This is a genomic window from Desulfobulbus rhabdoformis, from assembly GCF_016919065.1.
Taxonomy (GTDB): Bacteria; Desulfobacterota; Desulfobulbia; order Desulfobulbales; family Desulfobulbaceae; genus Desulfobulbus; species Desulfobulbus rhabdoformis.
In genome coordinates this window covers 20,574-38,804 of sequence record NZ_JAFFQA010000002.1, presented here as the reverse complement: position 1 = coordinate 38,804, position 18,231 = coordinate 20,574, and the positions used below count along the sequence as shown (strand labels likewise).

Below are 18,231 nucleotides of genomic sequence, written 5' to 3'. Positions count from 1 at the left end.
CAGACGAGCGTTCGACGCTGCAACGCATCTGCTAATGATGTCGATGGTTACAAGCTGATTCTTCGCCTGATTTTCCGCGCTTTTTCCCAAAGTCCCAGACCGGACACCCAGGCCCTCCATTTTTCAACCTCCAGTGATGCGTAATTGTTGAACATATACAGTTCTTGCGCCCATACCGTGGGAATGGTAAAGCGCTGAACTGTGTCCGGCACGACCAACGTCCCCTTCTCACGGGCCACCTGTTCCCGTGCCGCTGTTACCATGAAGTGTAGCCGGTTCAGTAAATTGACCTCGCTTGCCCCCGCATCCATGTCGAGTGAAAGCAGATTCAAAGAAGGAAACATCTCCTTGAGTTTATTCTCCATCCCCTTTCCGGTGATGTGATTGGCAATACAGCCGAAGGGCTGGAGACAGACGATGTTGCCGATCCCTTCGTTGAGCATGGTGATCATTTCGGCGGTGAGAAGCCATCCTTCGCCAAACTGGTTGGCCAGGCTGACAACCTCGTCGGTTATTTCAGCCAATTCTCTCAAGTCATGAGCCTTTCTGTAAAAGCGAAACCCCTGCATAACCCGCTCGATTTGATCGATGTGGTATCTTGAGTATATCTCCAGCAGCCTGTACTTGATACGATCTACCAAAGAACGTTTTAAAAAGGCCTTTTGATCATAGGTTTCATTGATAAAGCGCTGGGCGAAAAAACTCTGTATAGGAGGAAGAACCACTTCCACTCCCTGGCCGGACAGCCAGTCGATGATATTTCCGTTGGAGAAAAAGTTATATTTAACGAAAATCTCTCCAACGATCCCGACTCTTGGGACCGTCTTGTCGTTGATCTCAACCAGGTTGAAGTCCGTCACGGCTTTTTTTAGAAGATTGAGAAGATAATAATAATCTGCATTCTCGATGCCTGTCTCCATTTCAAGGAGGTATTTTTCATGCAGGTTTTTGGATGTCCCGGGCACCTTTTCCCTGACCATTGTGGATAGATACATCCTGGCCAGGGGATCCGCGAAAATAATTCCCAGGCCCAGCCTTTTTATCAGCCCCATTTTATCTATTTTAAACCCCGGCTGGGGATTGATTTCCTCATTGGATATAGTGATTACCGGGACCTCATCCAGGCCGGCTGCGGCCAGTCCTTTTCTGATAAGCGACACGTATGAGGATGCCCGGCATTGACCACCGGTCTGGGTCAGAATAACAGCGGTATTTTCAGGATCGTAGCAGCCTGATTGGAAGGCCTTGATAATATCGCCGGCGACCAGGATAGCGGGGTAGCACATGTCGTTGTTGATGGTTTTTAGTCCCCATTCAACCGATACCCTATCCTGGGGCGGGAGGACTTCCACCCGGTAACCCAGGGGCCTGAAAGCAGACGGGATCAGCGGTGAATAAAAGGGGGAAAAATAGGGAGCGATCAGGATTCTCTTTCTGTCTTCTTCCACAACCGCCCGGTCTTTTTTCATTGTGCCGGCCCCTGTGGCCCTCGTTTTACCGTTTTTTTCTTTCACCGCCTCCAGCATGGAGCGCAGTCTGATCCTGACGGCACCCAGGTTGGAGATTTCATCCATCTTGATCAAACCATGGATTTTTCCGCCGTAACGCAAAATTTCTTTGACCTCGTCGGTCGAAACCGCATCCGGCCCGCAGCCAAAAGAGGTCAACTGAACCATTTGGGCATTGGCCGTGTCCGTTACCCACCCGGCCGCCGCGTACAGTCTGTTTGCATAGCTCCACTGGGTCAGGACATTGACATCTTCCAGTGAGACGGCATCTGCATTCAAGGGAACAGCCGTTTCACTGATGACATCCACTCCCAGTTCCGTCAACAGCTGCGAAATACCGTGGTTGATAAGCGGGTCCACATGATAGGGGCGACCGGCAAGAACAACTGTTGTCCGCCCCTCGGCATCCGCCTTGCTTAGCTGCGTCTTCGCCATGGACTTGAGTTGTTTCCTGTAATTCGATTGTGCCGCCATCCCCTTTTCGACACCTTCCGACACCGTCCGGTAATTGATTCCGGACTGCTTGAAGAATAGATAAAGCTGATCCTTCAGCAAATTGAAATCCTTAAAACTGATAACCGGGTTCTCCAGGGGAATCCCGAATTTCCGCTCAGGGTTAACCGCACTTTTCAAAAGGTCGGGATATCCGGTAACCACCGGGCAATTATAAGTATTTAAAGCATTTTCGTATTCTTCCTGCTCATAGACCACGGTAGGGTAGAATATCCTGTCGACTTTTTTTCCGATAAGGTCGAAAATGTGACCATGGGCAAGCTTAGCGGGAAAGCAGATGTTTTCCGACATGACAGTGGCGGAACCCTTTTCGTAAAGTTTGAAACCGGATTCAGCAGAGAGAACCACCCTGAACCCGCACGTGGTCAAAAAGGCACACCAGAATGGAAAGTTTTCATACATGTTCAGGCAGCGGGGAATACCGTAGGTGAGAATCGGCTCGCCTTCGGGTTCCATGTCTCGTTCAAACAAGAGCTTTATCTGATCATCGATCAAGTTCTTTCCCTTGCGTTGTTCATCCGGATTATTGCTGAAACACCGCTCGCATCGGTTCCCCGTATAAAAATGGTTTCCGTTGTTGAAAGTCAGCTTCAAAACCCTGCACCTGTTTTCGCAGCCCTTGCAGCGGATCTCCTTTTTTGAAAAATCACTTCCCATCGCCAACTTTTCGAGGAACAAACCATTTGCTTCCTGCAACGCTATTGGCGTCTCTGAACGCTTAAGTGGTGTTTGATGTAGAGCAGCAGGTTCCACAAGATTCGCGCGATGATTTGAAAGGGCTGTCAGGGCCGCGCCGTATGCACCCATCAGCTCGGAAATATCCGGCCTTATAACCTCCTTGTTCAGCAGCATCTCCAATGCGCGTAATACGGCTGAATTTCGAAAAGTTCCGCCCTGAACCACGATTTTGCTCCCCAGGACATCGACGTCCTTTAGCTTCAGCACCTTGTACAGGGCGTTTTTAATAACCGAATACGCCAAACCGGCCGAAATATCGGCGACCGTCGCCCCTTCCCGGAGCGCCTGCTTCACTTTGGAGTTCATGAAGACGGTGCAGCGGGTTCCCAGATCAAAGGGCGCATTGTTGTCACATGCAATCTCGGCGAATTCCTGGACACCGTACCCAAGCGAACGGGCAAACGTCTCAATAAAGGAACCGCATCCGGATGAACAGGCCTCATTGATCTGAATTTCAGCCACGGCGTGATCATGAATATAGATCGCCTTCATGTCCTGCCCGCCGATATCCAGAATAAAGGAAACATCCGGTTCAAAGCGCCGCGCCGCCCGGTAATGCGCCACGGTCTCAACCACGCCGTCATTCAATCCAAAGGCGGCTCTTATCAGGCTTTCACCATAGCCGGTGGCAGCCGTCCTGACGATCCGCGGGTGAAAGCCGACGGAAACAAACTTTTCCCTGAATTCGGCCAATCCCTTTTTTACCGCCTGGACGGGATCGCCGTTGTTGGAGCCGTAATAGCCCAGAACCAGTTTACCTTCCCCATCGACAAGGACGATCTTGGTGGTGGTTGATCCCGAATCCACCCCTAAAAAAAGATCTTTTTCTTTTGCCTCAGGCAGGTCAATCCTGGGAACCAGCTTCCGCTCATGCCTTTTTTGCCATATCTCAAATTCGCCCTTGCCTGCAAACAGGGTGGGCAGCCTTTTGGTGCCGCTGTTGGTTACATGGCTGACGCCATTTCCTGACATGGATAAAAAATTGCTGATCCGGCCCCGACATGGTTTGCCATTGCGCACCATGGCCGCTCCCATGGCGGGAAGCAGTTCCGGATGATCCGGAATGATCAAATTATCCAGATTTTCAATACCCAGCAGGTCAACAAAAGCCTTGCGCAGGTTCGGATAAAACGTCAGCGGGCCGCCCCCCATAAGTATTTTTCTTTGCATATCCCGTCCACGGGACAAGGCGGTGATCACCTGAAGGGCAACCGAATGAAATACGGAAGCCGCAACATCTTCTTTGGATACATGACGGCTTAGCAGCGCCTGAATATCGGTTTTGGCAAAAACGCCGCACCGGGATGCAATGGAATAAATATTCGTGGATTTTCCGGCCAGCGTGTTCAGTTCCGATACATCAATATCCAGAAGAACTGCCATTTGGTCAATAAAAGCACCGGTGCCCCCGGCGCAACTGCCGTTCATCCGGATATCGGGACGACCATTATCGTCGAAAAATATGACTTTGGAGTCTTCGCCGCCGATTTCGATAAACGTTCTGACTTCCGGAAAAAATTTTTCAATGAAGTGCGCGGAGGCCACCACTTCCTGCACAAATGGCAGGCCGAAGACCTCGGCCGCGCCCATCCCGGCAGATCCGGTAACCGCCAAATCAAGTTCCACGTCGCCCAGTTCCTCAAGTGCCTCCTTGAAAATGCTCCGTGTTGTTTCCACGGTTTTGCCCTGATGACGACAGTAGCGGGAAAACACCATGCCGCCCTCTTTATCCAGGACCACCGCCTTGGCCGTTGTTGAGCCTATGTCAATCCCGGTAAAAAAGAGATGGCCCGCCTGTTTTGTCATTTTTGTTTATCCCCCGATTCCGAACCAACGCAACCGGCGACTGCCTTTGCGTGTTTGTCTTGTTTTTTCACGCTCAAATAATCTCTTGCAGAGCAAAATGTATCCACCAGTGAAACGACAAGCGACTCCATATAACGCGGTGGTACAACGGTAAGCGGCCACATGTGTTTTTTGATAATATCTTCTTCTTTTTTAGTAAGGAGGGTTATTTCGCGCGCATTCTTAAGCGCGATGTTATGGTGCCGGAAACCATGCAATCTGGGTCCTTCATGCAGCCAGTCGTAATAGAAAAGATCGTGCAACAGCGCACCCCGGACAATCGCTTCACTGTCCAGGGAAAGTCGTTTGCCCCAGAGAAAGCTCAGGTATGCTACCTCTTTGACATGCTCCAATCGGGTCTTTCCCCTGTGATGGTTATACTGCGACAGTTTCGCAACCTCAGGCAGTTCAAGAAGCGGCCTTGCCGTGTCGATAAACTGTGTCTCCAGCAGGGTTTTCTCTTTCGGTGTCAGGCTAAGAAAATGATTGATAGAAACTGTCAGGAAATCCACCAACATTATTGAAAGCGTAACCGCGGCGAAGACCCCTTTGACAACGGGTGCAAGCTGATTGAGAATGCCTTGATAGGGAGGAGATATGAGATACTCAAAAGCGAACGCCAGCAATATCCAATAAATTGAAAACTTAAGACTGATATGGCCTTTATAATGAAAACGCTGATCCGAATAGTCCCAAAGGCGCACATGAAAAAAGTATCGGGCAATAAATCCCGAAATCAGTTCAAGTCCGGTTGTGGCCGCAAAGTAGGCGAGTGCTTTAGTAATCAAATGGGATTCCTGGAACAGGGAAACCGCCCCCATGAGTATCAAGGCGCCCGTGCCGTAAAGGATGAGATACGGTCCATTTAAGAGACCGGGGTTGACGAACCGTTTGTCACGTACAGAACGATAGGTAACCTCCAACACCCATCCAAGTATGGAAAAAAAAGAAAAAGAAAAAAGTATGTTTAAGATATCAGTCTTCATTGCGCCCAGCTCCTGTGAACAAGCGAATACACCAGAGGTACCAGAATCAATGTCACAAGACCACTGACCAACAGTCCCCCGATGACCGTGATGCCCAGTGCATTCCAGATTTCAGATCCCTCCCCCCTGGAAAGGGCCAACGGGAGCATGCCGAATATGGTGGTAAGACTCGTCATGAGCACTGGCCTCAGGCGTGTTTTGCCGCCCGTAACAATCGCTTCGTTTAGCGTCATGCCGCCTGCTCTCAGTTGCTTGGTATAGTCCACGAGCACAATGGCGTTTTTTACAACAATGCCCATGAGCATGATTACTCCGATAAAGCTCATCAGGTTGAGCGGAGTGGCCGTGACAACGAAGGCCCAGATCACCCCGACGAAAGCGAAGGGAACCGAAAACATGATGATGAATGGGTCAACGAAATCCTCGAACTCCCCTGCCATGACCATGTAGACAAGGGCAATTCCAAGAATGAGAAGGAGGGTCAGATCACGGAACGCTTTTCGCTGTTCCTCCACCTCTCCGCCCCATTCAATGGAAACGCCGGGAGGCAGGTCAAGAGAGGCCATTTTTTCTCGAACATCTCGTACCACATCCCCTAAAACTCTGCCCTGGACACCCGCCTGAACCTTGGTGACTCGGGTCCTGTTTTTCCGTTCGATCTCAACGGGCCCAAAGGCTTCACGAACAGAAGCGACGTTTCGGAGCTTAATGGTCTGACCGGTCAGGGTGGTGATAGGGGTTTCACCGATTCCACGAATCGTTTCCCGCTGATCCTTTTTTAGTCGCAGTTCAATGTCGAAGTCGTCACCGGCCTCCCGGAACTTGGTATCATCGAATCCATAGTAGTTGGTTCTCAATGCGTCGGCGACAAGCGCCACATTCAATCCCAAAGATGCTGCCTTATCCCGGTCAAGACGAACCTGCACTTCCGGCCGCGGTTTCTTCCTGCTGACGGAAACATCCACCGAGCCGGGTGTTGCTTCCACGATGCGTCGGATTTCCGCGGCAACTTTGTTTGTCATCTCGATATCATGACCCAGAATATCGATGCTGATGGCACGGCCGCCCCCCAGAAAGGCCTTCTGGATGGCGCTTACAGCGCTTGCGGAAAACTTTTCAACACCCGGCAGTTTCATGGCCTGCTCACGAAGCTCCGAAGCGATCTCCTTGGCATGGCGACTCCGCTCTTCCTTTTCAACGAGACGGCCCCCGATGCGACCGATGTTTGTCCCCTCTTCAAAACCGAGCGCCGTCAAAAATCCTTTTTTGGTCTGACCTGCCAGGGCATAGGACGCTTGCATCTCCGGAATGGCGTTCACCGCTTTGAGCATTTCTTGCGTAATTCCGGCCGTGACCTCCACGCGGGTGCCCTGCTGCATTTCCAGGACAACTTCCACTTCCCCCGAATCCACTTCCGGAAAAAATTCCGTGCCGACCAGTGGAATAAGTGCCAGACTGCCGGTAAATACTATAATTATGAGTGAAAGCAACATCTTGCGGTGTCTCAGCCCCCACTCCAGAGCATGGGAATAACCGGCTTCGATTTTATTCAGCAAACGCTCGCTCCAGGCAAATACCGGGTTGAGCTTTCTCTCATCCCGTGAACGGAGCAAACGGGAAGAAGCCATGGGGGTCAACGTCAGCGAAATAAAAAGCGATGCCAGAATAGTGATCAGGATTATAAATGCCAGTTGACCGAAGATAATCCCGGCGAGTCCCTTCACCAGAAGAAGCGGCGCGAAGACAGCCACAATGGTCAACGTTGACGCGGCCACCGCCATGCCCACTTCCGATGCCCCCTCCACGGCGGCCAGCCTCGGAGACTTGCCATCGTCCACATGTCGTACGATGTTTTCAAGCACGACGATTGCATCGTCTACGACCATTCCCACGGCAATGGCAAGACTCATCAGGGAAATGACATTGATGGTGTATCCCATGGCAAAGAGGCCGATAAAGGCAACAATGATGGAGAATGGGATTGCCATTGTGACGACCAGGCTGGTACGAAACCGGCGGAGAAACAGGAAACAGACCACAATAACCAGGAGGCCGCCGACGACGGCGGCTTCGGTCAGATTATAGATCATCGAATAAATGTGATCCGAGTTGTCAAGGACCTTATGGATCTCAATGTCCGCCGGCACCTCTGTTTTCAGTGTTTTAAGGCGTTCTTTTATGGTTTTGATGACAGTAACGGTATTGGCGCCGGACTGCTTCTGGATAAGTAAAGCAATCGCGGGGAGCTTGCCCGACCGTGCCCACTCCTGCGGCTCCTCAAAGGCATCGGTGACCGTGGCCACATCCCTGAGTCGCACAAGCGCATCGCCGTCGCTGCCGATCACCGTATTGGCAATTTCAGCTGCATCCCGGTAGCGCCCTGCCACCCGGATCTGTAGTTCGTTCCTCCCGATTTCAGCGGTGCCCACCGGAAGGTTCAGATTTTCGGCGGCAAAAACATTTCTGATCTGCTGGACAGAAAGGTGATAAGCCTCTATTGCTGCGCGATCGAAATGCACATTGATCTGTCTTTCCTGACCACCAATATAGACGACGGCACCCACACCGGACACACGCTTCAACGGATCAGCGATTTGCTTGTCGACAATTCTGTAAAGATCGGGATTGCTCTCTTGAGCCGTCACCGTCATGATGAGCACCGGCACCATGGAACTGCTGAACTTGAAGATAAAGGGTTCTTTTGCTCCGTCGGCAAGGTCCGGTTTGGCAAGATCGATCTTCTCCCGGATATCGTTAACCGCAACATCCAGGTCGGTGCCCCAGTTGAATACGCAAGTGACGATGGCTATGTTGTCCTTTGATTTTGACTCCAGCCGATCGAGATCCGGTGTGGTGGAAAGTTGGTCTTCCAGGTACTTGGTTACCTCCGACTCAACATCCGTGGCGGAAGCTCCCGGATAGGGGGTGATCACACTAACAGCCGGTGGCTCAATATCGGGCAACAAGTCCAGGTTGAGCTTGAAGAAGGCTACGCTGCCCAAAAGAATGATAGCAGCGAAAACCATAACGGTCGTGACCGGCCGGCGGACGGATATCTCCGGTAATTTCATTCTCAATCTCCCTGCTCGTCGTCACCGTCGGTTTCAAAAAAGTCGATTTCCATCTCAAGGTCCCGAAGGCATTTGTTTTGCTCGTGCGAACATATCCTGGCCCAGGCAATAACGGAGATCCCAGCTGCCGCGACAAGGGAAAGGAGGAAGGCGGTTTTTCCATGAAAATAGCTTGCAATGCCCCAGATTGCCAGCGCACCTGCTATGAGGGCGACAATCATACATATGAATAGATGACGGTTGCACGGTGCACGGTCTGGGACTGGAGGAACAAACCAAATCTGCTCCCCGATCTCAGCCCGATCAAATTGCGAATCGTCAAGATTCGTTTCGATTATCCTGTTTTTGAACTTGACAACGAGGATCTTCCTGTCAGGCTGGTCACCGAATGATTCCACCCTCTTTTTTTCGATTACCTCACCCTTTACCTTTAGAGAATGAAGATGATCCACGAGGCGTTTTTCTTTTAATTCACAAATATTAATTCCCATTTCCCATCCTCCCAAATAAGGAATCTTTTGATAAATCGCTTTTGACGGCACCTTTCCACCTCTGTTTGAATTGCGTCATGGCTTCCCGGTACCCCTCGGCAATGGCCTCTTCGGCCCGATGGAACTCCATAAAACGAATATCTCCCAGCTTCGGCTGAATCAGCAGATCGGGCGGAGCTGTTGCCAATTTTGTTGCGGTTATCTGTACTTCCATGATGTTGATTGAGGTCATCAACACATCAAAGATATTCGGCACGGGATCCCTGTGCAGCCACTGGCGTACTTGCGATAACGCGGGCGAACTGAATTCGTTGAGCCTGTTGGTCAGATCCTGCGCGATTCTCCATTTCGGGGGAAGGGGTTGATCAACCACACTCGCCAACGATGGATCAACCGGAACGATGCTGTCGGCACTCCTTTTGTCGACAATGTCATGGTTCAAGTCTACGGCGATAACGTAATCCGCTCCCATATTCCGGACCACGCTTACCGGAACCGGATTGACCAGCCCCCCATCGATCAGGAAACTGCCGTTTTTCTTTACCGGCGTAAAAATGCCTGGAACAGAGATGCTCGCGCGGATTGCCTCTATGAGATCCCCTTCATTTAATGCGAGCTCACGACCCGTGGTCAAGTCGGTGGCAACCGCGCAATAGGGAAGGGGTAGTTCTTCAATGTTTATCTCCTGGACATGGCTGCGAAAGAAATTGGTGATCTTTTCCCCATCAATGAGTCCGGACCTCGGAAAAGTCACATCCATAAAGGAAACGATTTGTTTCCAGTCGAGCTGGCGGGCAAAATCTTCCAGCACATCTATTTTGTCGAGGGCAAACGCGCCCCCTACCAGAGAACCAATGCTGGTGCCGGCTATATACTTGACTTCTATTCCTGCCTCAGCCAGTGCCCGTATTACACCGATATGTGCCCACCCTCGCGCAGAGCCGCTGCCCAGCGCCAGGCCGATATTTTTTGGAAAGCCCGAGTCATTGTTTGACATGCTCACCGCCGATCTTCTTGTAGAGTTGTTTCTCCGGACCTGTCCGTCTCATTCTTGTTCGAAACATCCTGAACGGTTACATCCATACCCGACCGCAAACGCCCCGTTCCGCTGGTAACAACCTTGTCATCCTCAACCAATCCTTTCATCACTTCGGCCCACTGGTCATTCACGGCTCCTATCTCGACCGTTCGCTTAACGGCTTTATTTCCTTCCACAAAAAAAACGTAGTACGTGCCGCTGCCGGGCAGACGTGACAATGCGTCACGGGGTACGGCAAGCGCGCAGTGTCTGCCTACGGACAACCTTACCCTGGCGAACATGCCGTCCATCAGTTTGCCCTGCTGGTTGGGCACTTGAATCCTCACCCTAAAGGTTCGCGTTTGACGATCCACCATTGGATTGATAGAAACCACCTTTCCCGGAAACACTTCTTTTGGATAGGCATCGACCATGATCATGGCAGTATCATCGGGAGCAAGTCGCCCGATATCTCCTTCAGGCAAATCGATATCCGCCTTCAGATAGGATTGATCAATGATTCTGAGGATTTGGACTCCGGGTTCAACGGCCTGACCAATTTCCACGGTTCTTTCAACAACCGCGCCACTGATGGGGGATCGGATTTCCGTGTCTTTGAGATGTTCCAGCGCTGTCTCCAAGGCGGCCCTTGCCCGGTCCCTTTGGGCTTTGGCGTGGGACACCGCTTCCCTGGCGCTCTTAAAGGCCGCTTCCGCCGCCTCAAAGCGACTTTGCGGAATCACCTTTTCTTCCAGCAGTTCGGTTGCCCGGTGGAATTCTTTCTCGGCCTGTTCAAACTGGGCATCAGCCTGCGAAATTGCTGCTTCCGCAGCTGCAAGCGCCGCCTGTGCCTGTTTGACGCCGAGACCATAGTTTGTCCTGTCCAGTCTTATAACGACCTCGCCGGCTATGACAGGGTCCCCGATATCAACCAGCACCTGGTTTACCGGCCCTGCCACTTTGGGACTCAGCAGACTTGTCTCTCGGGCTTTGAGGGTACCGACGGCCTCAACATCGTCCGTGAATTCGTGCTGGACAACAGCTGCAATTGTGACAGGCAACGCTTTGGCAGTCACGTTCAGATCCTCGTCTTTTTGCCATTGCTTCCTGGAAACCTGGACAACCAAGAGCGCAAGTACGATAGCGACAACAGCGATCAAGACATATGATTTCCTCCGTTTCATTCAGCGGGCTCCTTTTCCTTGATATCGGATTGTTCTACAACCATCTTGCCCACTGCGCGATGAAGGGCTGCAAGGGCGACGTTATGATCAAAAAGAGCCTGGGTGTGATTCGCTTCAGCCCGACTTAAGGCCGTACGGACGTCTAACACATCTGTATTTGTGCCTTCTCCTGCCCGGTATCTGGCCCTTGCCTGGCGGTAAGCCTCTTTGGCTGTATTCAGTGCACTCTCTGCCGCTTCGATATTCTTTTCTGCTTTCCCAAGGTCCAGGAAAGCCTTGCGGACCTCAAGACGAATGTGATCTGTCGTTTTATCTCGCTGGATTCTCACCTGAACCAGTTGGGATTTCGCCTCTCGGACCTTGGCCGCAGTCTCCCCCCAATTCCAGAGGGGAAGCTGTGCCCCTGCTCCGATTGTCCAGTGGTCACCGCCTTCCAGGTTCCGGAAATCGCCTTCCATGTATTCGTAGCGCCCTTCCAGGGCGATGGTCGGCAGGTATTCGCCTTTTGCCGCCTTAAGTACCTGTTCCGCGGCCGCCACCTGGGAATCTATTGCGGAAAGTTCGGGACGTTGTGAAAGGGCCGACTCGGTCAACGACGAAAGATCCGCTTCCGGCCCGGGCGACCGCACCAGGGCTCCCGTCAAATGGACTGATTTTTCAAGGGGGATAATGAGCAGATTCTTAAGTGCAGAATATGCCAGGTCGACAGCGTTGTTAGCGCCATTCAGCTCCTTGCGGGCATTGGCAAGTTCCGTTCGGGTGCGAAGCCGGTCGATTTCCGGATTCGCCCCTTTCTCCACCAGGATTGCCACGTCATGTTCATGCGTCTTGAGCAACTCGACGGCCTCGACGGCAACATCTTGAAACGCTTCGGCCAACTGTGCGGTCCGATAAGCGCGTGTAACCTGGAAAACGACTTCCTCTTCGAGCGCCCTGTTTCCTTGAGCTTGAGCGTCTCGTGAATACTGGGATGCCTTGCGCGCCGCATTTAATCGCCCTCCCGTGAAAATGGGCTGCCGGATGACGAACCCTGCTTTATATTGATCACGATCCATGAAGGTCAATGATTGCGGCCCCATGCTAAAACTCAACTCCTCGTCCAGGCGTGTATAGGAAGCCTCCGCCCCCAAAAATGGGAGCATAGCCGATCTGGCCTGAGTTATCTTTGTGTCGGCTTGAGTCAGGGCTTCCCGGGTAAGGCGGATATCGTAATTGTGTTGCAACGCTATTTTCAGGCAATCGCTTAACGACAGGTTTATGTTCCCATCCTTTTCGAGCTTGCGAAGCGCTTCACCGGAAGAAGGGGGACGCTTGCCTTCTATTTCCGGTGATGCCTCGGTAATTGCGCCAGAATAGCTGCGCGGTAGATGTGCAGGAGTGCGCACAGAAGCACAACCTACCATCAGCAACAATCCGCCCTCCGCCAGAAGCAGAACCATGATGCGAGTGGTCGTCCTGAATGTTTTCCTCATTCGGCCAAGACTCCTTTGAGAAACATGTCCCTCATCACCGGGATGTTCGCCTCGTATGAATGTCGCTCCGGGTCCTGGAACCAGCAGAAGAGAAAAGCGTTGGTGAACCCTTCTAAGGCCACGGCCATATAGTAGGGAGTTAGATTCCGAAGCACATTTTCGCGGATGCCTTTTTCCAGTGTCGAAGCCAGTTGCTCTAGCAATTCGTCATAAAGCTTGCGAATGTCCTGATCAAGGCCAGCCTTGATGTTGAAACTCGCACCCCGGGTTTCAGCAAAATAGAGCCGCAACGTGGCAACGTCATCAGCAAAGATACCCGCTTTAGCGGAAATGTAGTCTTTGAGAATAGTCAGGACGTCACCTTCCCGTGAAAGGACTTCGCTCAGGGTATGGTGATATTCCGCTGCCTTTTCCATCATGAGGGACTTATAGAGGTCTTCTTTGTTTTTGAAGAACTTGTAAAGCGTACCGATGGCAAACTCGGCTCTTTTCGCGATCTCGTGCATGGAGACGTTGTGGTACCCCTTCTCCGAGAAAAGCTTGAGTGCGGCAGCAAGCATCTGCCGACGATGCCGTAATTTATTCATTTCTCGTTTTGAAAGCTTTTTCTTTTCCATCATCTGACCTCCGCACACTTTTCGAGTTGAACTCAACAAAAATATAACATGACGTCATATTATAGAACACGACGTTTTGTTGTCAATCATAATTCCGATATATGCCTATGGACTTAGTTCATAATGAGAATGTATCCTCGAATTGTTGGGGGTACTCACATGGCCAAGAGATATAGGGAGCGCGGCTTGCTGGAATTTCAGAAGGAATTTTCCACTGAGGAAGCCTGCGCTCGGCACCTTCGAGAAATAAGGTGGCCCGATGGTTTCAGATGTCCCAGATGCGGACATGGAGAAACTTGGTTTATTAGCACGAGAAATATTTTGGATTGCAAGTCGTGCCGTGCAAAAATCAGTCTGACCGCAGGAACGATATTCCATAAAACTCGCACACCTTTGCTCAAATGGTATTGGCTCGTGTATCACATGGCCATGGACAAAGTAGGGGTGTCGATATCTGAGATGCAGCGGGTATTGGAAATCAGAGATTATAAGACCGCATGGTTGATGGCCCATAAGGTTCGTAAGGCGATGGCGGATCGCGACGCCGGATACACTCTTGCCGGCCTGGTAGAAATGGATGATTCGTTTTTTGGACCAAAAGGTCGCAGGAGAGGCCGAGGGAGTGAGCGGAAGAGCACGGTGTTGTGTGCTCTCTTTACCGGGATCTCCGAGGGGAAGAGAAGCCTGGCTTTGCACATATGCAGGTAGTTGATAATGCTTCGGCAAGTACCATTCAGGGCTTCTTGGAAAGACTTGGCTACGGACCGACGACAGAAGAAAGCAAAGATCTTCTGGAAGCCATCCGTACTGATGGTTGGCGATCTTATGGAAAAGCGATAAAAGGAACCAACTTGTCTCATTACAAAGTTGTTCTTCGAGATCCCAAAGCTGCTGGAAGGCTTCTTCCTTGGGTCCACCGGGTTATTTCCAATGCTAAAGCCGTAATACGAGGTGCTCACCGAGGTGTCTCCGAAAAACATTTGCAATCTTACCTATCCGAGATTTGCTATAGGTTCAATCGACGTTTTTGGGAAAGAGAACTTTTTGATCGCCTCATAAAGGCGTGCGCTTCCGCTGAAACAATTACGTACTCCCAACTGGCGCAAACCAAAGATTTGATTATGAACTAAGTCAATAGGCATTTTCCAATATAAAGCCATGCGGGTTGAATCATGTCGATGATAATTACCGGCAGGAGAACTCGTCTGTAGAGACTTTTGTCACCCGGGCGGAACCCCTCCAGGCGGTCGATGGCGGGCAGGCGGGACTCGGGATCGTTGAAGGTGAGAAGCTCCCCGTACACGCGGCCCCAGTCGTCCGCTGTGGCGCTTTGCAGGGCCGGTTCGGAGTATGAGGCCAACTGTTCGGAAAGGCGCGCCTGTGTGGCCAACGTCGGCCAAAGCGTCCGAAGCGCCGTGGGCGAGGATGTCTTCATCCGGGACCTGCAGGACGGGGATACCCGAGTGCATTTCGTAAAGGCGGCCGCGGACCACGGCTTCCCGGATATCCAGAACGCCCCGGCAGAAACGGTCATGATTCCGGAACCCGCGCTTCAGGGTCCCGTAGACGAAGAGCCGAAACAATTGCGGATTGGGGATTTCGGATTGAGGATTGAATGAAAATGTCATATGTTGCCTCCATGAATGCTGATGAGTTCAAAAACAGAACCAAAACTTTCGCGATCAGGGTGATCCGGTTGGTGGAAGCGTTGCCGAAAAACCAGACCGCGAAAGTTATTGGAAACCAGTTGCTCCGCTGTGGCACCTCGGTTGGCGCGAACTATCGGGCCTCCTGCCGCGCCAAATCCCCTGCCGACTTCATCGCTAAGATGGCCATCGTCGAGGAAGAATGCGATGAATCCATCTACTGGATGGAGCTGATCGCCGAAGCCGGTTTAATGAACGAGAAGCGCTTGACCGATCTGAAAAACGAAGCAAATGAAATCCTTTCCATGGTCGTCGCCTCCATAAAAACCGCCCGCTCCCGCAAGTAATCCGCAGTCCGCAATCCGAGATCATCAATCAGCTCGTCCCTTTGCGCTCCTGGGGGATGAAGCGGAATTCGCTGTTTTCGATGGCCCGCACATCCTCGTGGCGGATGGTGAGCATGGTCATGGGCGGCACCTCCAGCTCGCGCCAGCCCTTCTCGTTGTCCACGGCAAAGTCAATAAAGGCGTCGTCCGAGGCGTAGAGCACCACCCGATGCTGGCGGTGGATACGCAGGCAGAGCGGCTTGTTGCCCTTGAGCACGGTGATGGTGCCGGGGTCGAGGCGTGAGGCCAGCACGGCGCTCATCTGGCCGCGACAGAGGGCGAGCGCCTTCTTCATCCCCTCCTGGTCGATGGGGCCTTCGGGCGCGAAGCGGTCGGCCAGACGGAAGATCAGCTCGCTGTCCACTTCGGCGTAGCGCGGCAGCCTAAGGCGGCGGAACAGGTAATCGGCGTTGTAGATGGTGCCGTTGTGGGTGCCGATGACGATCCCGGCCCGGATGGGATGGTTGTTGCGGTTGTTGAACTCATTGCCCCGGGTGCGCCAGCGGGTGTGGCCCATCAGGATGGTGGTCTCGTTGTCGACCTGCCCGAGCAGCTCCTGGAACGGTTTTTCGTACACCAGCTCGTGCGCCCGCATCGGCCGCTTGAAGATGCGGTGGCTGCCGTCGGTCTTGAGCCAGGCCAGACCGGAGGCGTGCGGGCCGCGCTCCTCGCTGTGCAGCAGCATGCGGATGAAGACCTCGCGCAGGTAATCCCGCTCGTCGGGCCGTCTGCGCTTGCGTCCGAAGATGATGCCTACTTGTCCGCACATGGAACCGGGTCCTCCTTGCCGCCGTAGTTCTTGCCGAGCGGTCTCGTCCCTTCGAGGACGAAGGCCGCGTATTCGCGCCGGTGGTCCGCTAGCCACTTGGCCACCTCCGGGTAACCCATCTCGGCGGTCAGCTGGGTCACCTCCTGGTGGTCGAGCATGTTGGTGCGCCCGGAGAGCCGCACCGTCTCCAGGGCTTCAAGGAAACGTTCCGGCCAGGGATCGCTGGCCTTGTCGTCGGGCAGAAACTCGATCAGACTGTGCCGGGCCAGACGGGTAAGAAACTCGGCCGCCGCAGCGGCGGTGTCCTCCGGCAGCGGCTGGCATGGCCCACCTTCGATGCCTGAGAGCACCTCGGTCATGTAGTCCCGGGGCGCTCGGCTGGCGGTAAACGGCGTCTGGCCGCGCATCAGCTCGATAACTCCGAGGCCGTCGGCGGCCTGCAGCATTTCCCCGCTGCCGGGGATCGGTTCGCCGTCCAGCGTGGTGGAGCGGAGCAGGATTTTCATTGGGCACCTCCTTAAACAGTGAGGCCGGGAACTTGCCCGGCCTCGTTGGTGAGAGTGGTGGTTGTTTCGTCCTGAAGGACGTCCTCCGGTTTGGGTCGTCCGTTCTTGAAAGCGGCATCGCCGGGCATGTTGGCCATCAGATGCTTGCGGGCGGTCTTGAACTCGTCGCCGATCAGGCCGAGATGGAGCAGGAAGACGCGGAAGTCGTACTTGGCGCTCTGGGGATCGAAGTCCCGCTTGCGGCTGGAGGCGGCCCGACCGTTGAGCGCCTTGGCGGCCACCGCGAGGCAGAATTGCAGGTAGGCCTTAATCCGTCCCGCGTGGAGGGTCGCCTCGAACCAGCGGAACTCCACCGTGCCCCGGTACCAGACGTTGTGCAGGTTGACCCCGTGGTAGCGGCTGTTGTCGTAGTGCTGGGGCTGGCGGTTGTGGTAGCCGTACCAGATGCGGTTGAGCTGGTCCTTGGTGCGGGGGCGATGCTGTTCGATGCGCTGGATCAGCTCGTCGCTGACCGGCCGGGTATAGCGGCCCAGCCGGTCGCGGCTGATGCCGAGGGCGTGGAGGATCAGCGGCTCCTGCTTGTAGACGATCTTGGCCAGGTTACCCAGGTGCCTGCCGTCGAAGGACGCGGCGTCGATATGGATGTGGATGCCACACTGGCTGTTGATCTTGCCACCGGCGCGGCGGATGGCCCGGACCACCTCCTGCAGTTGCGGGATGTCGTCGTAGCCGAGCACTGGGCTGACCACCTCTGCCCGCAGATGGGCCGGGACGCTGGTCAGGGAGGCGTCCCCCACCACCTTCCAGACGCGGCCGCGCAGGTCCTCGACCTCCCAGGGGTCGTAGTTGCTGGGGATGCCGACATGGCGGACCGTGCCGCCCACCACCGAGTGGATGGCCCAGACGATCTGTTCCCGGGTGCGTTTTACGGTCTCGATCTCGATGCCGTACTGGATCTCATTCAGGTTCATGCGTGCCTCCGTCGTTCATGGCGCTTCTAAGTCGTTGTCTGGCAAGGCTTTTCAGCCTCCGCTTACACCATGAATGAATGCTTCTTTCCGGACACAAATCAAGTAGAAGAACAGCCGAAGCAGACATTTAACACGTTTATTTTCAATGACTTGCGAGTTGCGCCGGTTTGGGCTGTGCACAGACGGCAGAAACCCCGGACAGGGCTGGCCGTATCCGGGGTTTCTGGGTTGGCGTTGGCAATGAGCAGGGTCAGCCGGAGGCGGTTTCTCCGGTAATAAGGCTGGTGTGCAATTCCAGATTGCGCAACTCATCGGCCCGCATCCGCGTCAGCAGCGCCACGAAGGCCTTCGCTTCGTCGGGTGGCAGACCCGAAGCCCGCTCCAACCGCGCCAGGCGCTGGTGCAGATTCTCCAGCAGGCCCAGGGCGTGGTCGCGGATCAGCCCGTCGCGTTTCTCCTGCGGCGAGGGAATGAACTCGGTCAGGCCGCCTGTGCGTCGAACGATCATAG

The 18,231-nt window shown here is 53.5% G+C and carries 14 protein-coding genes and 1 pseudogene; 2 read left to right on the top strand and 13 right to left on the bottom strand.

Going from position 1 to position 18,231, the window contains the following annotated elements:
* Positions 1–47 precede the first annotated feature (47 nt).
* The 8 genes from JWJ90_RS01310 to JWJ90_RS01275 are packed head-to-tail and all read right to left on the bottom strand — an operon-like array spanning position 48 to position 13,446.
* Positions 48–4,565, bottom strand: a complete 4,518-nt coding sequence (locus JWJ90_RS01310) for an acyl-CoA dehydratase activase (RefSeq protein WP_205225369.1) — start codon at positions 4,563–4,565, stop codon at positions 48–50.
* A complete protein-coding gene (locus tag JWJ90_RS01305) occupies positions 4,562–5,590 on the bottom strand; it encodes a putative ABC transporter permease (RefSeq protein WP_205225368.1) in 1,029 nt (342 codons plus the stop codon). The genes JWJ90_RS01310 and JWJ90_RS01305 overlap by 4 nt, the downstream gene beginning before the upstream one ends.
* Positions 5,587–8,661: an efflux RND transporter permease subunit gene (locus JWJ90_RS01300; RefSeq protein ID WP_049675278.1), complete on the bottom strand. Its 3,075-nt coding sequence runs from the start codon at positions 8,659–8,661 to the stop codon at positions 5,587–5,589. The genes JWJ90_RS01305 and JWJ90_RS01300 overlap by 4 nt, the downstream gene beginning before the upstream one ends.
* 2 nt (positions 8,662–8,663) lie before the next feature.
* Positions 8,664–9,152 carry a hypothetical protein gene (locus tag JWJ90_RS01295; RefSeq protein ID WP_049675277.1) on the bottom strand — a complete coding sequence of 163 codons (489 nt, stop codon included), beginning with the start codon at positions 9,150–9,152 and terminating at the stop codon, positions 8,664–8,666.
* Positions 9,142–10,149 carry a patatin-like phospholipase RssA gene (gene rssA, locus JWJ90_RS01290; RefSeq protein WP_049675276.1) on the bottom strand — a complete coding sequence of 336 codons (1,008 nt, stop codon included), beginning with the start codon at positions 10,147–10,149 and terminating at the stop codon, positions 9,142–9,144. Before rssA ends, JWJ90_RS01295 begins: the two co-directional genes overlap by 11 nt.
* Positions 10,150–10,151: 2 nt before the next feature.
* Positions 10,152–11,354 carry an efflux RND transporter periplasmic adaptor subunit gene (locus tag JWJ90_RS01285; protein WP_205225367.1) on the bottom strand — a complete coding sequence of 401 codons (1,203 nt, stop codon included), beginning with the start codon at positions 11,352–11,354 and terminating at the stop codon, positions 10,152–10,154.
* On the bottom strand, positions 11,351–12,826 hold the full coding sequence (locus tag JWJ90_RS01280; protein WP_205225366.1) for a TolC family protein: 1,476 nt from the start codon (positions 12,824–12,826) through the stop codon (positions 11,351–11,353). The genes JWJ90_RS01285 and JWJ90_RS01280 overlap by 4 nt, the downstream gene beginning before the upstream one ends.
* Positions 12,823–13,446, bottom strand: a complete 624-nt coding sequence (locus JWJ90_RS01275; protein WP_240194693.1) for a TetR/AcrR family transcriptional regulator — start codon at positions 13,444–13,446, stop codon at positions 12,823–12,825. The genes JWJ90_RS01280 and JWJ90_RS01275 overlap by 4 nt, the downstream gene beginning before the upstream one ends.
* Before the next feature lie 156 nt (positions 13,447–13,602).
* Here JWJ90_RS01275 and JWJ90_RS01270 point away from each other — a divergent pair.
* Positions 13,603–14,573, top strand: a pseudogene (locus JWJ90_RS01270) (IS1595 family transposase).
* Positions 14,574–14,663: 90 nt separating this feature from the next.
* Here the strand turns inward: JWJ90_RS01270 and JWJ90_RS23880 are convergent.
* A complete protein-coding gene (locus JWJ90_RS23880; RefSeq protein WP_205225365.1) occupies positions 14,664–15,071 on the bottom strand; it encodes a gamma-glutamylcyclotransferase in 408 nt (135 codons plus the stop codon).
* Between the two features lie 11 nt (positions 15,072–15,082).
* Here JWJ90_RS23880 and JWJ90_RS01260 point away from each other — a divergent pair, with 11 nt between their 5' ends.
* Positions 15,083–15,436, top strand: a complete 354-nt coding sequence (locus tag JWJ90_RS01260) for a four helix bundle protein (protein ID WP_027182253.1) — start codon at positions 15,083–15,085, stop codon at positions 15,434–15,436.
* A gap of 28 nt (positions 15,437–15,464) precedes the next feature.
* Here the strand turns inward: JWJ90_RS01260 and JWJ90_RS01255 are convergent, their stop codons facing one another.
* The 4 genes from JWJ90_RS01255 to JWJ90_RS01240 form a co-directional block, all read right to left on the bottom strand.
* A complete protein-coding gene (locus tag JWJ90_RS01255) occupies positions 15,465–16,244 on the bottom strand; it encodes a class II glutamine amidotransferase domain-containing protein (protein WP_049675272.1) in 780 nt (259 codons plus the stop codon).
* Positions 16,229–16,750 carry a DUF5049 domain-containing protein gene (locus JWJ90_RS01250; RefSeq protein WP_049675271.1) on the bottom strand — a complete coding sequence of 174 codons (522 nt, stop codon included), beginning with the start codon at positions 16,748–16,750 and terminating at the stop codon, positions 16,229–16,231. Before JWJ90_RS01250 ends, JWJ90_RS01255 begins: the two co-directional genes overlap by 16 nt.
* 11 nt (positions 16,751–16,761) lie before the next feature.
* Positions 16,762–17,721: an amidoligase family protein gene (locus tag JWJ90_RS01245; RefSeq protein ID WP_049675270.1), complete on the bottom strand. Its 960-nt coding sequence runs from the start codon at positions 17,719–17,721 to the stop codon at positions 16,762–16,764.
* 250 nt (positions 17,722–17,971) lie between these two features.
* Positions 17,972–18,229: a hypothetical protein gene (locus JWJ90_RS01240; protein WP_049675269.1), complete on the bottom strand. Its 258-nt coding sequence runs from the start codon at positions 18,227–18,229 to the stop codon at positions 17,972–17,974.
* Positions 18,230–18,231 lie beyond the last annotated feature (2 nt).

What these genes read in the sequence shown, in the direction of transcription:
- JWJ90_RS01310 (WP_205225369.1), bottom strand. Translation starts at nt 4,565, where the DNA reads ATGACAAAACAGGCGGGCCATCTCTTTTTTACCGGGATTGACATAGGC.
- JWJ90_RS01305 (WP_205225368.1), bottom strand. Translation starts at nt 5,590, where the DNA reads ATGAAGACTGATATCTTAAACATACTTTTTTCTTTTTCTTTTTTTTCC.
- JWJ90_RS01300 (WP_049675278.1), bottom strand. Translation starts at nt 8,661, where the DNA reads ATGAAATTACCGGAGATATCCGTCCGCCGGCCGGTCACGACCGTTATG.
- JWJ90_RS01295 (WP_049675277.1), bottom strand. Translation starts at nt 9,152, where the DNA reads ATGGGAATTAATATTTGTGAATTAAAAGAAAAACGCCTCGTGGATCAT.
- rssA (WP_049675276.1), bottom strand. Translation starts at nt 10,149, where the DNA reads ATGTCAAACAATGACTCGGGCTTTCCAAAAAATATCGGCCTGGCGCTG.
- JWJ90_RS01285 (WP_205225367.1), bottom strand. Translation starts at nt 11,354, where the DNA reads ATGAAACGGAGGAAATCATATGTCTTGATCGCTGTTGTCGCTATCGTA.
- JWJ90_RS01280 (WP_205225366.1), bottom strand. Translation starts at nt 12,826, where the DNA reads ATGAGGAAAACATTCAGGACGACCACTCGCATCATGGTTCTGCTTCTG.
- JWJ90_RS01275 (WP_240194693.1), bottom strand. Translation starts at nt 13,446, where the DNA reads ATGATGGAAAAGAAAAAGCTTTCAAAACGAGAAATGAATAAATTACGG.
- JWJ90_RS23880 (WP_205225365.1), bottom strand. Translation starts at nt 15,071, where the DNA reads ATGACATTTTCATTCAATCCTCAATCCGAAATCCCCAATCCGCAATTG.
- JWJ90_RS01260 (WP_027182253.1), top strand. Translation starts at nt 15,083, where the DNA reads ATGAATGCTGATGAGTTCAAAAACAGAACCAAAACTTTCGCGATCAGG.
- JWJ90_RS01255 (WP_049675272.1), bottom strand. Translation starts at nt 16,244, where the DNA reads ATGTGCGGACAAGTAGGCATCATCTTCGGACGCAAGCGCAGACGGCCC.
- JWJ90_RS01250 (WP_049675271.1), bottom strand. Translation starts at nt 16,750, where the DNA reads ATGAAAATCCTGCTCCGCTCCACCACGCTGGACGGCGAACCGATCCCC.
- JWJ90_RS01245 (WP_049675270.1), bottom strand. Translation starts at nt 17,721, where the DNA reads ATGAACCTGAATGAGATCCAGTACGGCATCGAGATCGAGACCGTAAAA.
- JWJ90_RS01240 (WP_049675269.1), bottom strand. Translation starts at nt 18,229, where the DNA reads ATGATCGTTCGACGCACAGGCGGCCTGACCGAGTTCATTCCCTCGCCG.